General features: G+C 72.7%; 12 protein-coding genes. 8 read left to right on the top strand and 4 right to left on the bottom strand.

Going from position 1 to position 14,540, the window contains the following annotated elements; all coding sequences use genetic code 11:
* Positions 1 to 7: 7 nt before the first annotated feature.
* Positions 8 to 787 (top strand): SigE family RNA polymerase sigma factor, encoded by a 780-nt coding sequence (locus ACIPAE_RS22485; protein ID WP_329373995.1) that lies wholly within the window; start codon positions 8 to 10, stop codon positions 785 to 787.
* Positions 788 to 902: 115 nt separating this feature from the next.
* Here ACIPAE_RS22485 and ACIPAE_RS22490 read toward each other — a convergent pair whose 3' ends face one another.
* Positions 903 to 1,553, bottom strand: coding sequence for an ATP-binding protein (locus ACIPAE_RS22490; RefSeq protein ID WP_366413826.1), 651 nt, complete (start codon positions 1,551 to 1,553; stop codon positions 903 to 905).
* Between the two features lie 111 nt (positions 1,554 to 1,664).
* Between ACIPAE_RS22490 and ACIPAE_RS22495 the strand changes: the two genes are divergently transcribed.
* On the top strand, positions 1,665 to 2,057 hold the full coding sequence (locus tag ACIPAE_RS22495) for a hypothetical protein (protein ID WP_329365526.1): 393 nt from the start codon (positions 1,665 to 1,667) through the stop codon (positions 2,055 to 2,057).
* A 65-nt stretch (positions 2,058 to 2,122) separates the two neighbouring features.
* Here the strand turns inward: ACIPAE_RS22495 and ACIPAE_RS22500 are convergent, their stop codons facing one another.
* From ACIPAE_RS22500 to deoC, 3 genes are read right to left on the bottom strand one after another with little or no spacing between them, the layout of a single operon-like run.
* Positions 2,123 to 3,025: an aldehyde dehydrogenase family protein gene (locus ACIPAE_RS22500; RefSeq protein ID WP_402447437.1), complete on the bottom strand. Its 903-nt coding sequence runs from the start codon at positions 3,023 to 3,025 to the stop codon at positions 2,123 to 2,125.
* On the bottom strand, positions 3,022 to 4,512 hold the full coding sequence (locus ACIPAE_RS22505; protein ID WP_329365524.1) for an aldehyde dehydrogenase family protein: 1,491 nt from the start codon (positions 4,510 to 4,512) through the stop codon (positions 3,022 to 3,024). Before ACIPAE_RS22505 ends, ACIPAE_RS22500 begins: the two co-directional genes overlap by 4 nt.
* Before the next feature lie 6 nt (positions 4,513 to 4,518).
* Positions 4,519 to 5,502 (bottom strand): deoxyribose-phosphate aldolase, encoded by a 984-nt coding sequence (gene deoC / locus ACIPAE_RS22510; RefSeq protein ID WP_328468411.1) that lies wholly within the window; start codon positions 5,500 to 5,502, stop codon positions 4,519 to 4,521.
* 680 nt (positions 5,503 to 6,182) lie between these two features.
* Here deoC and ACIPAE_RS22515 point away from each other — a divergent pair.
* The 6 genes from ACIPAE_RS22515 (at position 6,183) to ACIPAE_RS22540 (ending at position 14,457) form a co-directional block, all read left to right on the top strand.
* Entirely contained in the window at positions 6,183 to 6,857 is a 675-nt protein-coding gene (locus ACIPAE_RS22515) for a PH domain-containing protein (RefSeq protein ID WP_329365522.1), read from the top strand.
* Positions 6,858 to 7,093: 236 nt separating this feature from the next.
* The gene (locus ACIPAE_RS22520; protein ID WP_402447438.1) at positions 7,094 to 7,486 is read left to right on the top strand and encodes a DUF1508 domain-containing protein; all 393 of its coding nucleotides are present in this window, start codon (positions 7,094 to 7,096) and stop codon (positions 7,484 to 7,486) included.
* A gap of 127 nt (positions 7,487 to 7,613) precedes the next feature.
* Complete coding sequence (gene pstC / locus ACIPAE_RS22525; RefSeq protein ID WP_329365518.1) at positions 7,614 to 8,633, top strand: phosphate ABC transporter permease subunit PstC; 1,020 nt, start codon at positions 7,614 to 7,616, stop codon at positions 8,631 to 8,633.
* Between the two features lie 90 nt (positions 8,634 to 8,723).
* Positions 8,724 to 10,271: a phosphate ABC transporter permease PstA gene (gene pstA / locus ACIPAE_RS22530; RefSeq protein ID WP_402447440.1), complete on the top strand. Its 1,548-nt coding sequence runs from the start codon at positions 8,724 to 8,726 to the stop codon at positions 10,269 to 10,271.
* Complete coding sequence (locus ACIPAE_RS22535) at positions 10,268 to 11,965, top strand: phosphate ABC transporter substrate-binding protein PstS (RefSeq protein ID WP_366413822.1); 1,698 nt, start codon at positions 10,268 to 10,270, stop codon at positions 11,963 to 11,965. Before pstA ends, ACIPAE_RS22535 begins: the two co-directional genes overlap by 4 nt.
* A complete protein-coding gene (locus tag ACIPAE_RS22540; RefSeq protein ID WP_402447443.1) occupies positions 11,962 to 14,457 on the top strand; it encodes a hypothetical protein in 2,496 nt (831 codons plus the stop codon). The genes ACIPAE_RS22535 and ACIPAE_RS22540 overlap by 4 nt, the downstream gene beginning before the upstream one ends.
* Positions 14,458 to 14,540: the final 83 nt, after the last annotated feature.

The raw sequence follows: 14,540 nt of genomic DNA on the forward strand, positions 1-14,540 counted from the left end.
CGCGATGATGAACGCACTGCACAGCACCACCACAACCGCAGTTCACACCGCGCACGCGCACCCCGGGTTCCGGGCCACGGAGATGTCCGGTGCTGCGAGCGGACGGGGGTACGTTCGCAGCACCGGACGCGCGACCACCTACCAGGCGCCCCGCCCGCGCCCCGCGCACATCGCGCCGGTCGACTCGGCGGAGCCCACCGACACCGCCACCGCGCCCGGCGCGGAGCGGGTGCCGGCGCAGGCCGGTACGGCACACTCCGCCGAGGCGGAGGCCGCGTTCACCGCATACGTGCAGGAGCGCCGGGCCTCCCTCTACGCCACCGCCTACCACCTCACCGGTGACCGTTTCGCCGCCGAGGACCTGTTGCAGAGCGCGCTGTTCTCCACGTACCGCGCCTGGGACCGGATCAGCGACAAGGCGGCCGTCGGCGGGTACCTGCGGCGCACCATGACCAACCTGCACATCAGCGCGTGGCGGCGGCGCAAGCTCAACGAGTACCCGACGGAGGAGCTGCCCGAGACGGTCGGCGACACCGACGAGATGGGCGGGACCGAGCTGCGGGCCGTGCTGTGGCAGGCGCTCGCGCGGCTGCCCGAGCAGCAGCGCACCATGCTGGTGCTGCGTTACTACGAGGGGCGTACCGACCCGGAGATCGCGGACATCCTCAACATCAGCGTCGGCACCGTGAAGAGCAGCATCTGGCGGTCGCTGCGGCGCATGCGGGAGGACGAGGCGCTGAGCTTCGGGCACAGCGAGGAGGACGCTTTCGGGGAGCTCGTCGCATAGTCCGGGGGGACACGGGGGACTGGGCCGGACGGCACGGAGGGGTGCCGTCCGGCCCTTACCCGTGCGTGCGGCGCCCCTGGCTGCCGGGTGGCCCGCGGGCGACCCCGGGGAGCGGTCAGGTGGGGACGGACGGCGCCGTGGTGGTGGTGCGGGCGGGCCGGGCGGAGTCCATCGCGGCGATACGGGAGAGGGTCTCGCGCTGGTCGCACGGCGTGCAGCCGAACCCGACCTGGCGCCCCACGATCGCGCGCTCCGCGCGGAAGAGGTGCCAGCCGCGCCGCATCAGGAAGCGCACCGACTTGCGCCCCTCGCGCAGGTCGCGCAGGAAGCGGCGCCACGCGGTCGTCGCGGGACTGCCGCGCAGGCAGATCGCGTCGGCCAGCAGCCCGAGTTCGCGGCAGCGCCCGACGATCTCGGCCGCGAAGATGCCCTCGGCGACGAAGTAGGGCGCCCCGGCGAGGTCCAGCCGGCTCCATCCGCTGATCGCGCTGGCCGAGATGTCGTAGCGCGGGGTGTCGGCGCTGCCGCGTTCGCACAGCTCGCCGATCGCGGCGACGGCGGCGTCCGCGTGCCAGGAGCCCGGCGCGTCCCAGTCGACCGCGTCGCCGCCGGGCAGCAGCGGGAGGGTCGGGTCGCCGTCCTCCTTGTAGAAGTCGTCGAGCGCGAGCACCGGCAGCCCGGTGCGGGCGGAGAGCGAGGACTTGCCCGAGCCGGACGGCCCGGCCAGCAGGATCACACGGGAACGGGGAGGTGGACTCACGGACAACGATTCTCCCGCAACCCCGCCCGGAGGGATGACCCGCGGTATGACAACTACCGTTCGCGGTCATTGCGTTACGCTGCGACAGCAACCACTACGTCGACAGGAGCCCGTTCCATGCCCTCGCTGCGCACCGCCCTCGTTCTCACGCTGACCGCCGCGGCGGCCGCGGTCGCCGTACCCGCGGCCACCGCCGTCGCCGCGGACGCCCCGGCGACGCTGCCCGACCTCCAGGGCGCCACCGGCACGCTCCCCACCTCCGGGATCACCTCCGCGCTGCCCACCCAGTCCGTGACCGGCGCCCTCGCCGACGGCGTCGCCCCCGTCCGCGACCTCAAGCTCGACCCGCTCAACAACACCACGGTCGACCCGCTCACCAACGGAGTCGGCTCCCAGGTCGCCGACTTCCGCCCCGTCTCCACCACCGACGCCACCGCTCCCCTCACCAACGGCGGCTCCCTGGGCACCCTCCCCCTCGTCGGCCCCGTCACCGGAGCCGTCACGCGCTGACGCCGGGAAGCGCGGCGCCGTCCTGCCGAGCCCGAAGGGACCCGCGGGCGCGGGGACCTGAGGTGTCACACCCCCATGGGGTGCCAGACCGTTTTGGTCTCCAGCCAGGCGGTCAGGCGGGAGGTGCCCGGGTCGGTGAGCCAGTTCTCGGTCGGGGAAGGGCGGCGGACGCGTTTGAGGTTGTCGGCCGCGGCGGCCTCGAGTTCGGCGGCGAGTTGGGGGGACGCGCCGGTGAGGTCGATCGCGTTGACGTCCTGGTGGGCCGCGAGGGGCGCGGCGATCTCGGCGGTGCGGCCGGAGAGGATGTTGACGACACCCGCGGGGACGTCGGAGGTCGCGAGGACCTCGCCGAGGGAGAGCGCCGGCAGGGGCGCGTGCTCGGCGGCGACCACGACCGCGGTGTTGCCGGTGGCGATCACCGGGGCGAGCACCGAGACCAGCCCGAGCAGCGAGGAGTCCTGGGGGGCCAGCACGGCGACCACGCCCGTCGGCTCGGGTGTGGACAGGTTGAAGTAAGGACCGGCAACCGGGTTGGCACCCCCTACCACCTGAGCGATCTTGTCCGTCCAGCCCGCGTACCAGACCCAGCGGTCCACCGCCGCGTCCACCACGGCCGCCGCCTTCGCCTTGGACAGCCCCTCGGCGTCGGCGACCTCGCGGACGTACTGCTCCCGCCGCCCCTCCAGCATCTCCGCGACGCGGTACAGCACCTGCCCGCGGTTGTACGCGGTCGCGCCCGACCAGCCCGCGACCGCCTTGCGCGCGGCGACCACCGCGTCCCGCGCGTCCTTGCGGGAGGCGAGCGGCGCGTTCGCCAGCCACGCCCCGCCGCCCCGGCCACCCTTGGAGTCCGTCACCTCGTACACCCGGCCGCTCTCGGAGCGGGGGAACTTGCCCCCGACGTACAGCTTGTAGGTCTTGAAGACGCTCAGCCGCGCCGCGCCTTCAGAACGCTCGGACACCGTCATCGGTCGAGCTCCCCTTCTTCCTCGCCACGCCCGCTCGTCGACTCGCCCGGCTCGGCGAGATACGCCGCCAGGCCGTGCCGGCCGCCCTCCCGGCCGTAGCCGGACTCCTTGTAACCGCCGAACGGCGAGGTCGGGTCGAACTTGTTGAACGTGTTCGCCCACACCACCCCCGCCCGCAGCTTGCTCGCCATCGACAGGATGCGCGAGCCCTTCTCGGTCCAGATCCCCGCGGACAGCCCGTACGGGGTGTTGTTCGCCTTCTCCACGGCCTCGGCGGGCGTGCGGAAGGTCAGCACCGACAGCACCGGGCCGAAGATCTCCTCCCGGGCGATCCGGTGCGCCTGGGTCACCCCGGTGAACAGGGTCGGCGCGAACCAGTAACCGGACTCGGGCAGTTCGCACCGCGGCGCCCACCGCTGCGCGCCCTCCGCCTCGCCCGCCTCGGCGAGCGCGGTGATCCGGGCGAGCTGCTCCGCGGAGTTGATCGCCCCGATGTCGGTGTTCTTGTCCAGCGGGTCGCCGACCCGCAGGGTGCTCATCCGCCGCTTCAGCGCGTCCAGCACCTCCTCCTGCACCGACTCCTGGACCAGCAGCCGCGACCCGGCGCAGCAGACATGGCCCTGGTTGAAGAAGATCCCGTTGACGATGCCCTCGACGGCCTGGTCGACCGGGGCGTCGTCGAAGACGATGTTCGCCGCCTTGCCGCCCAGCTCCAGGGTGACCTTCTTCCGGCTGCCCGCGACCGTACGCGCGATCGCCTTGCCGACCTCCGTCGACCCGGTGAAGGCCACCTTGTCCACGCCCTCGTGGGCGACCAGCGCCGCGCCCGCGTCGCCGTATCCGGTGAGGATGTTGACGACCCCGCGCGGCAGGCCGGCCTGGCGGCACACGTCCGCGAAGAACAGCGCGCTCAGCGGGGTGGTCTCGGCGGGCTTGAGCACCACGGTGTTGCCCGCGGCCAGCGCCGGCGCGACCTTCCAGGCGAGCATCAGCAGCGGGAAGTTCCACGGGATGACCTGCCCGGCCACGCCCAGCGGCCGCGGGTCGGGGCCGCAGCCGGCGTACGCCAGCTTGTCCGCCCACCCCGCGTAGTAGAAGAAGTGCGCGGCGACCAGCGGCAGGTCCACGTCGCGGGTCTCGCGGATCGGCTTGCCGTTGTCCAGCGACTCCAGCACCGCCAGTTCCCGCGAGCGCTCCTGGAGGATGCGGGCGATCCGGAACAGGTACTTGCCGCGCTCGGCGCCCGGCAGCGCCGACCACGTGCCGAACGCCTTGCGCGCGGCCCGCACCGCCCGGTCGACGTCGGCCTCGCCGGCGTGCGCGACCTCGGCGAGCACCTCCTCGGTGGAGGGCGAGACCGACTTGAAGACCCGGCCGTCGGCGGCCTCGGCGAACTCGCCGTCGATGAACAGCCCGTACGAGGGCGCGAGGTCGACGACCGCGCGGGACTCCGGCGCGGGCGCGTACGCGAACTTCTGGTGTGCCATGAGGGATCAGTCCACCGTGACGTAGTCGGGACCGGAGTACCGGCCGGTGCTGAGCTTCTGCCGCTGCATCAGCAGGTCGTTGAGGAGGCTGGAGGCGCCGAACCGGAACCACTCCGGCGACAGCCAGTCGTCGCCGAGGGTCTCGTTCACCATCACCAGGTACTTCACCGCGTCCTTCGCGGTACGGATGCCGCCGGCCGGCTTCACCCCGACCTGGACGCCGGTGGCCCGGCGGAAGTCGCGGACCGCCTCCAGCATCACCAGGGTGTTCGGCGGAGTGGCGTTCACCCCGACCTTGCCGGTGGAGGTCTTGATGAAGTCCGCGCCCGCCAGCATCGCCAGCCAGGAGCAGCGGCGGATGTTGTCGTACGTGGACAGCTCGCCGTTCTCGAAGATCACCTTCAGGTGGGCACGGGTGCCGTCGGCGCGGACGCAGGCCGCCTTCACCGCCTGGATCTCCTCGAACACGTCCAGGTAGCGGCCGGACAGGAACGCGCCGCGGTCGATCACCATGTCGATCTCGTCCGCGCCCGCGGCGACCGCCTCCGCGGTGTCGGCGAGCTTCACGCTGCGCGCGGCGCGGCCGGAGGGGAAGGCGGTGGCCACGGCGGCCACGTGCACCTCCGGGCCGCCCGCCGCGGCCAGCGCGTCCTTCGCGACGCCGACCATGTCGCCGTAGACGCAGATCGCCGCGACCCGCGGGGCGGTGCGGTCGGTCGGGTCGGGCCGCACGCCCTTCGCGCACAGGGCGCGGACCTTTCCGGCGGTGTCCGCGCCTTCCAGGGTGGTCAGGTCGATCATCGAGATCGCCAGGTCGATCGCGTACGCCTTCGCGGTCGTCTTGATCGAACGCGTACCCAGGGCTGCCGCCCGCGCTTCCAGGCCGACGGCGTCCACGCCGGGCAGGCCGTGCAGGTAGCTGCGCAGGGCCTGGGGGGAGGAGGTCACGCCGTGCAGGTCTGAAGGGGGCGGGAGAACTTCGGAGGACATGGTCACCACATCACCATATCTACGCGCGTAACCTCCCCGCCAGTCCCTGCGGGCGGCCGGGCGGGACCGAAGGTCCCTGACCGTGCCGGCCGTATGCCGGACCTTCGGTGGGGTGGTGGGGGTCGGGCTGTTGTGGGTGGTGTTGCGGGATTGCGGGTCTTCGGTGGGGTGGTGGGGGTCGGGCTGTTGTGGGTGGTGTTGCGGGATTGCGGGTCTTCGGTGGGGTGGTGGGGGGTCCGGCTGTTGTGGGTGGTGCTGCGGGAATGCGGATCTTCTGCGGGGTGAGTGGGATGCCGCGGAGGGTGCGTGGTGCTGTGGTGTGCCGGACCTTTCGCCGGTGGGTGGCCGGTCGCGCAGTTCCTCCCCAGGGCTTCGCCTGGGTGGTGCCCAGCGCCCCTGGCAATGCCGCGGGTCCCCCGGGGCAAGCACGTGGGAAGCCGCACTACCCAGGGGCGCGGGGAACTGCGCGACCGGCCACGACCCTGCTCGACTGTGGACGCGGTGAGCAACCACCCCAAAGGGGCGCGGGGAACTGCGCTCCCCCAGCGCTTCGCCTGGGCGGTACCCCCATCCGCCCACCACTCAGAGGTGGTCCCTGAGCCGACAGAACGGGGCAGTCCGGGGGGTCAGGCTCGCTCGGTTCACACGGGGGGTGGGGGGATCAGGCAGAATCGGAACTTATGACGAGTCCCAAGAACGACCGCTCGGGGACGGCCACCGCCGGAGACGGGCAGCCGAAGTACGCCGACCGGGCCTACCGGTCCGTCGCCGGAGTCGTCGGCGGTGTGCTGCTCCTCGTACTCGCCGGCTGGCTCGGCGGCGACGCGGTCGCGCGCGGCACCGGCCACACCCCGTGGCTGGCGCTGGCCGCCCTGCTCTGCGCGGTGCCGCTGATCATCGCGTTCAGCCTCCGCCCGGTGGTCTACGCGAACGACGACCGGGTCCGGGTGCGCAACCCGTTCCGTACCATCACGGTCCCGTGGTCCGGCGTGGACAGCATCCGCTCGGCGTACTCGACCGAGCTGCTGGCCGGCGGCCGCAAGTTCCAGATGTGGGCGATCCCGGTGTCGGTGCGGGCCCGCAAGAGTGCCGCCCGGCAGACCGCCCGGGCGCAGTCCGGCGACCCCCGTGAGTCGGTCGGTGTGATGCCGCGCCGCCACCCCGGCCAGCCCGGCGCCGACGGCACCTTCCGCGCGCCCTCCGACCGCGCGGTGAACGAGCTGCGCGAGCTGGCCGACCGGCACCCCGTGAAGGACGACGAGCGCCCGAACCCGGTGATCCGCTGGTGCTACGAGATCATCGCGCCCTCGGTGGCCGGCGCGGTCGTGCTGATCGTCCTCGCCGTCATCGGCTGACGTCCGGCCGCCCCGGGAAGGCGAGGCGCCCCCGGCCGGAAAGCCCCTACCGTGCGGTCCTTACGGTCCGTGAACGAGGGGCAACTTCGCGGTGAAGTATCCCGCGGTGATCCTGTGAAGCCCCACTGAGTCAACCTTTCGCAAATACATTGCCGGTGCCGTGCGCGGTGCTGCGTGCGGCCCGTGCCGCGCGTGAGGTGCAGGGGCGGGGGGAGCCGACAGGGGCGGGTGGGGCGATGACCGGCGACAGCCGGGAATTCGGGGTCGGTGGCATCGGAACCCGGTGCCGGATCGACATCGACGAGGACGGTCGGTACGCGTGGCGGCTGACCGCCAGCAACGGGCGGGTGATCGCGCACGGCGCCACCAGCCATCCGGACGACCGGGCGTGCCGGGCGGCGTTCGAGGCGCTGTGCGAGCAGGCCGCGCTGCTCACCGGCAGCGTGCAGCACGCGGCGGAGTCCAGCGGCTGGGTCTGGCGATTAAGGGACCCTGACGGGCACCTGCGGGCGGTGTCCGCGCGGGCGTACGAGCGCCACTCCACCTGCCAGGCCGCGTACGACCGGTTCCGGGTGCTGCTGGTCGGCCTAGGCGCCGTCGAGTCCGTGCCGTGGGGCGACGTGCACTGAGCCGCCCGGCGGGGCGGGGCGGCGGCCGGCCGGGGTTGAACGCGGGTGAACGGAAGTTGCCCCTACGGGTGCTGTCGTTCACACATCCGTGCGGGCCCGGCCATGGCACACCGTGAGCGTTCGTGCGGTGACGATACGAACGCAGGCTCGACCGGCCGGGCCGGACGGCGCCGAGGACCGGGCCCGCCGGCTGCACGCCGACTCCGGCCTGCCCGACCGGCTGTTCCGGGGCGTCGCCCGCGGCGGCGGCGGGCTGGTGCTCGCGGTGATGCTGCTCGTCGGCGGCTTCCTGCTGTACCGGGCCTGGCAGGCACTGCGCCGGGCCGGCTTCAGCTTCCTGACCACCGCCGCGTGGGACCCGGACGCCGGCCACTTCGGGATCGCCGCGGTGCTCACCGGCACCGTGCTGATCGCCGCGGTGGCCGTGGTGATCTCGGTGCCGCTGGCGATCGGCACCGCGCTGTACATCGCCGAGTACGCGCCGGCCCGGCTGCGCCGCACCCTGGTCAGCGTGGTCGACCTGATGGCGGCGGTGCCGTCGGTGGTCTACGGACTGTGGGGGCTGTTCTTCCTTCAGGGCAAGGTGATCGGCCTGTCCCGGTGGCTGTCGACGTACCTCGGCTGGTTCCCGCTGTTCAAGGTCGACGGCGCCGACCCGCACGACCCGCTGGCCACCGCCACCGTCTACACCGCGTCCACGTTCATCGCGGGGATCGTGGTGGCGATGATGGTGACGCCGATCATCTGCTCGGTGATCCGCGAGGTCTTCTCGCAGGCCCCGGTCGGCGAGCGCGAGGGCGCGTACGCGCTGGGCGCCACCCGCTGGGGGATGATCCGCTCGGTGGTCCTGCCGTTCGGCACCGGCGGCATGATCGGCGGCACCATGCTCGGCCTCGGCCGCGCGCTGGGCGAGACGATCGGCGTCTACCTGGTGATCTCCCCGGTGTTCGCGATCCAGCCGCACATCCTGCAGAGCGGCACCAGTTCGGTGTCGTCACTGATCGCGCTGCGGTACGGCGAGGCGAGCCCGTTCGGGATGTCCGCGCTGATGGCCGCGGGGCTCGCGCTGTTCCTCATGACGCTGGTGGTCAACTTCGCCGCGTCCTCGATCGTCGCCCGCAGCCGTTCCGGTGCCACCGCCGAGTAGCTGGCCGCGCGGTCCGGCCCGCCCGGCCGGCCGCGCCGCCCGGCACGCGAGCAAGCCGAACGACCGGCGCCGTCAGGAGAGGCAATCCGCATGACCACGGACATCACCAACGCCGCCACCGAGGCGGCGCCCGGCCCGCCCGGCGCCCTGCTGCCGGACCTCGCCGCGCCGCCCGCGGCCACCACCACCCTGCCGGGCCCGGCCGGTCCGGCCGCCGAACGGCGCCGCTCCACCAGCACGGTGCGCCGGACCGACGTGTTCTCCGCGGTCGGTGCCGCGGCCGCGTCGCTCGCCCTGACCTGGCTGTTCTTCACCCGCCTCGCGCCGTTCAGCGGCGGCCTCGGCTTCGTGGTGTGCGCGTACGCGCTGTTCCTCGCGCTGTACGCGCTGCTGGTGTCGTACGACGAGGACGGTCCCACGGTGCGCGACCGGATCGCGTCGGCGATCGTGCACAGCCTGGCCGTCCTCCTGCTGGTCGCGCTGGGCTTCGTGCTCGTCTACACGCTGTGGTCCGGCCGCGAGGCGCTGCCGCACCTGAACTTCTTCACCCAGGACATGCGCGAGGCCGGGCCGCTGGACCCGCTGAGCGTCGGCGGTATCCGGCACGCGATCGTCGGCACGCTGATCCAGATCGCCATCGGCCTGGTGCTCACCGTGCCGGCCGGCCTGCTGTGCGCGGTGTTCCTCAACGAGGTGCCCGGCCGATACGCGCGCTTCGTGCGGACCGTGGTCGAGGCGATGACCGCGCTGCCGTCCATCGTGGCCGGCCTGTTCGTCTACGCCACCGCCATCCTGGCGGTCGGCCTGGACAAGTCCGGCTTCGCGGCGGCGCTGGCGATCTCGGTGATGATGCTGCCGATCATCATCCGGGCGTCCGATGTGGTGATCCGGCTGGTGCCGGGCACCCTGCGGGAGGCGTCGTACGCGCTGGGGGCGCCGCGCTGGCGCACGGTGTGGCACGTGGTGCTGCCGACGGCCCGGTCCGGGCTGACCACCGCGGTGATCCTGGGCACCGCCCGCGGCGTCGGCGAGACGTCCCCGGTGCTGCTCACCGCGGGGTTCACCGCGGTCACCAACTACCAGCCGTTCCACAACCCGATGGTGTCGCTGCCGCTGGCCGCCTTCGAGTTCGTGCAGTCGCCCCAGCCGGCGATGATCGCCCGCGGCTTCGGCACCGCGTCGGTGCTGGTGGTGCTGGTGCTCGCGCTGTTCGTGGCGGCCCGGGTCGTCGGCGGGCGCGGACCGGGCGAGTTGACCCGGCGCGGCACCCACCGGCGGGTGGTCGCGTCCCGGCGCGACCAGGAGCGGTTCGCCCGGCGGGCGGCGCGGAGCGCGGGCGGACGGGCGGAAGCGGGCGAGGTACGGACCGAGGCGCTGTGGCGGACCGCGCGGGCCGGCTCCGCCACGCCTGCCGTTCGCGCCGCCCCGGGCGACCCGGGTGAACCCGGCGGCCCGGGTGAACCCGGCGCCTCCACGGCACCTGGCGCCTCCTCCGTGCCGACCGTTCCAGCCGCGCCCGGCGGCCCGGGCGAACCCGGCGGCCCGGACACCCCACGTCCCCCCGACACACCAGCCACCACCGATCAGGACCAGGAACACCCCGACCAGGGCACCGCACAGGGAGTTGACGGATCGTGAGAAGGATTCGGGCGGCGGCAGCGGCTCTCGCGCTGCTGATCTGCTCGCTGCTGGTCCTCGGACAGGGCCCGACCGCCTCGGCGGCCACCTACGCGCGGATCAGCGGCGCGGGCTCCACCTGGAGCCAGAACGCCATCGACCAGTGGCGCCGCAACGTCACGCAGTACGGCATGACCATCGACTACGCCGGCACCGGCTCCTCCGACGGGCGCCAGCAGTTCCGCAACGGCACCGTCGACTTCGGGGTGTCCGAGATCCCGTACGGGATGACCGAGTTCGGGGTCCGCGAGGCCCCGCCGACCCGCGGCTACGCCTACATGCCGATCGTGGCCGGCGGCACCGCGTTCATGTACAACCTGCAGATCGGCGGGAAGCGGGTCACCAACCTGCGGCTGAGCGGCGACACCGTCAGCAAGATCTTCACCGGGAAGATCACCAACTGGTCGGACCGGCAGATCGCCGCCGACAACCCCGGCCTGACCCTGCCCAGCCGCAAGATCATCCCCGTGGTCCGCTCCGACGGCTCCGGCACCACCGCCCAGTTCACGCTGTGGATGTCCAAGGAGCACGGCGCCGTCTGGAACGACTACTGCCGGCGCGTCGACAAGCCGGTGCCCTGCGGCCTGACGTCGTACTTCCCGACGGTCCCCGGCTCCGGCTTCATCTCGCAGTCCGGGTCGCTCGGGGTCTCCGGCTACACCCGGCAGAACTACGCCGACGGCGCCATCACCTACGTCGAGTACTCCTACGCGGTGACCACCGGCTTCCCGGTCGCCAAGATCGAGAACGCGGACGGGTACTACACCGAGCCGACCGCCTCCAACGTCGCGGTCGCGCTGACCCAGGCGCAGATCAACGACAACAAGAGCTCGTCGCAGTACCTGACGCAGATCCTCGACAACGTCTACCACTACAAGGACGCGCGCACGTATCCGCTGTCCAGCTACAGCTACATGATCCTGCCGACGAAGGTGGAGGACGGCCTCACCACCGACAAGGGCAGGACGCTGGGCGCGTTCGGCTACTACTTCCTGTGCGAGGGCCAGCGGCAGGCCGAGCCGCTGGGCTTCTCGCCGCTGCCGATCAACCTGGTGCAGGCCGGCTTCGACCAGCTCAGACGGATTCCCGGGGTCGAGGTCCAGAACATCAACCTCAAGGGCTGCGACAACCCGACCTTCTCCACCAACGGCACCAACACCCTGGCGAGGAACGCGCCGTTCCCCAAGTCCTGCGACAAGGCCGGGCCGACGCAGTGCTCCGACGGCACCGGCGGTGCGAGCAAGACCAGGACGCCGGTGAAGTCGTCCGCGTCGGGCGGCAACTCCACGGCCGGCTCCGGCTCGGGCGGCGGCGCGAACAGCGGTGGCACCGGCAGTAGTTCGGGCACCGCCTCGGGAAGCACCGCGGGGGCGGGCCCGGCGGGCGGCACCTCGGGCGGGGGCACCGCGACCACCACGGCCGGCGGCACCTCCGGCGGCGTCGACCCCGACACCGGCCAGGCGATCGGCGACGCCGGCGGCTCCGGCGACGGCGGCCAGGACATCGCCGCATCGACCGTGCCGGTGGGCGCCGACTCGTTCTGGGGCCTGCGGACCTGGCTGATGGGCCTGTCCGCGCTGCTGCTGCTCCTCGTCGTGATCGCCCCGCCGGCCGTCGCCCGCCGGCTCACCGCCAGAGCGGGAGGGCGCAAATGACCGCGCGCGACACCCGACCCCGGGCGAACCGGGGGCTGTTCGTACGCCTCGGCGGGCTGGGGTGCGCCCTGCTCGCCGCCGTCGGCCTGGTGCTGCTGCCGCTGCCGGCGGCCGGCACGGCGCACGCGGACGACACCGGCAGCGGGTCCGCCGTGACGAAGTCCGGTACCAAGGGCACGTGGGACGACTTCACCTCTCTGAAGGTGACCGTCGAGCAGACCAGGGAACTGCGCGGCCAGGGCCTGAAGGTCAACTGGACCGGCGGCGCCCCGACCGCCATGGCCGACTCCAGCAGGTACGGCTACAACTTCCTCCAGATCATGCAGTGCTGGGGTGACTCGCCGGACGGACCCACCCGCGAGCAGTGCGAGATGGGGACGCCGTCCGGCGGCATCGGCCCGTCCCAGACGGCCAGGCGCGAGGTCGGCTTCACGGTCGGCACCGGGCGGTACGACCCGCAGGAGACGACGTACACCAGCGGGCAGCAGACCCTGCCCTTCCAGCCGGTGAAGGGCGCCGCCACCACCAACATGAACACGTACTTCAGCACGTTGACCAGCAACGAGCAGGACTACGCGCCCACCGGGGCCGACGGCACCGGCTCGGTCGTCTTCAGCCTGACGGACACGGACTACCTCGGCTGCGGGCAGGTGCTCAAGGACGGCGTGCCGCCCGAGCCGTGCTGGCTGGTGGTGGTTCCCCGCGGCACCCACGAGCCCGACGGCTCCACCCCTGACCTCGGCGACGGCGGCCTGGTCACCTCGCCCCTGTCGGCGACGAACTGGGCCCAGCGGATCGTCTTCCGGCTGGACTTCGCACCGGTCGGCGCCTACTGCCCGATCGGGCAGAAGGAGCGGATGACCACCGGGTCCGAGCTGGCCGACGAGGCGATCACCTCGTGGCAGCCGACGATGTGCACCGAGGACAAGATCACCTTCGGCTACGAGTTGCAGAGCGACGATGTCGGCCGCGGCCAGATCGCCCACCCGAGCGACGGCTCGGCGGGACTGGCCTTCATGGAGTCGCCGATCTCGCCGCCGCCGGACGGCCCGGCGATCGTGTACGCGCCGGTGGCGGTCTCCGGCCTGGTGATCAGCTACAACGTCGAGGTCGCGGGGTCGACCAAGATGGTGCCGAGAATCCGGCTGGATGCCCGGCTGGTCGCCAAGATGCTGACCCTTTCCTACCAGTGGGACGTGCCGGGGCCGGACATTCCGCGCGGAAAACTGTCGGCGCAAAACGCGGAGGGTCTTTCCAAGGACCCGGAGTTCCTGAAACTCAATCCGGATCTCGGGAACGACCCGGGTTCCAGCCAGATCGAGGGTATCGCGCTCCCGCAGAGCTCCGGCGACTTCACCGCGGAACTATGGCGCTGGCTGCGTTCCGACCCGGACGCGAAGAGTTTCCTGGCGGGAAAGCCGGACCCCTGGGGAATGACGATCAATCCCTATTTCCTCTCGCTGAAACCGGCCACGTCCGCCATCGCGGACTACCCGAGGCCCGATCCGACGTCGTACACGCCGTCCGCCCAGTACCCGAACCTGCTGATCGACAGCACCGCGACCAATCCGTACAACGCCGACCTGCACGGCGACGCGACCAGGGTGCTGTCCGCGGCGCAGCCCGGCGCGACGGGCGCGGACCTCACCGCCCAGCCGCCGAAGCTCCAGACCGGTATGTCCCTGCCGGGGAAGTTCTTCTCCTTCGGTGTGACCGACGCGGCCACCGCCTCCCGCTACCGGCTCGGCGTGGCCGAACTGCTCAACCCCGCCGGCCAGTGGGTCTCCCCGACCACCGACGCCCTGACCAAGGCGGTGGCGGGCTGGAAGGCCGGTTCCACCAAGGGTGTGCTGGACGCGGACCCGGGGCTGAAGACGCCGGGCGCCTACCCGCTGGCCACGGTCACCTACGCGGCCGCCTCGCTCGGCCAGGACGCCGCCGCGCGCAAGGACTACGCCACCATGCTGCGGTACGTCGCCGGCCCCGGACAGACCACCGGCATCGGTCCCGGCCTGCTCCCGCCCGGCTACGCGCCGCTGCCGGCCGCACTGCGCGACCAGACGCTCACCGCCGCGTCCGAGCTGGTCACCGGTGTGGTGCCCTCCTCGTCCGGCGGCTCAGGCGGTGGTTCCGACGGCGCGTCCGGCGGCGGTTCGGGGCTCTCGGGCGGGTCCGGCGGCGGACCGGGCGGCGGCACCGGTACGGCCGGCGCGACGGCGGGCGGCACCGCGGGCGCCACGCCCTCGTCCTCGCAGTCCGCGTCCCCGGCCGCGCTGAAGAACGGCTCCGGCGGTCCCTCGAACGGCACACCCGTGGCCAAGACCGGCATCACCCCGGGCGCGGTGCTCGGCGCGGTGCGCTGGGTGCTGCTGATCGTGCTGATCGCGGGCATCGCCGCCTCGCTCGGCGGACCGCTGCTGATGCGCGCGGGCGGCCTACGCGGCGCGGGCCGCTCCCTGATACCGGCGCGCTTCCGGCGGAGCACGGCGTGAGCGGGCCGCCGTCCGCCGGCGGGAACGCGCGCCGCCCGCCGCGGGACCTGCGCGCCCCGTGGAAGGAAAATCGAGATTACTTC

The sequence above is a fragment of the Streptomyces sp. NPDC087270 genome (assembly GCF_044744625.1).
In the GTDB taxonomy this organism is placed as follows: domain Bacteria; phylum Actinomycetota; class Actinomycetes; order Streptomycetales; family Streptomycetaceae; genus Actinacidiphila.

Excerpts from the sequence above, each read along its gene's own strand:
- ACIPAE_RS22515 (WP_329365522.1), top strand. The coding sequence starts at position 6,183 with ATGACGAGTCCCAAGAACGACCGCTCGGGGACGGCCACCGCCGGAGAC.
- ACIPAE_RS22500 (WP_402447437.1), bottom strand. The coding sequence starts at position 3,025 with ATGACGGTGTCCGAGCGTTCTGAAGGCGCGGCGCGGCTGAGCGTCTTC.
- ACIPAE_RS22505 (WP_329365524.1), bottom strand. The coding sequence starts at position 4,512 with ATGGCACACCAGAAGTTCGCGTACGCGCCCGCGCCGGAGTCCCGCGCG.
- ACIPAE_RS22485 (WP_329373995.1), top strand. The coding sequence starts at position 8 with ATGAACGCACTGCACAGCACCACCACAACCGCAGTTCACACCGCGCAC.
- pstA (WP_402447440.1), top strand. The coding sequence starts at position 8,724 with ATGACCACGGACATCACCAACGCCGCCACCGAGGCGGCGCCCGGCCCG.
- deoC (WP_328468411.1), bottom strand. The coding sequence starts at position 5,502 with ATGTCCTCCGAAGTTCTCCCGCCCCCTTCAGACCTGCACGGCGTGACC.
- ACIPAE_RS22495 (WP_329365526.1), top strand. The coding sequence starts at position 1,665 with ATGCCCTCGCTGCGCACCGCCCTCGTTCTCACGCTGACCGCCGCGGCG.
- ACIPAE_RS22540 (WP_402447443.1), top strand. The coding sequence starts at position 11,962 with ATGACCGCGCGCGACACCCGACCCCGGGCGAACCGGGGGCTGTTCGTA.
- ACIPAE_RS22520 (WP_402447438.1), top strand. The coding sequence starts at position 7,094 with ATGACCGGCGACAGCCGGGAATTCGGGGTCGGTGGCATCGGAACCCGG.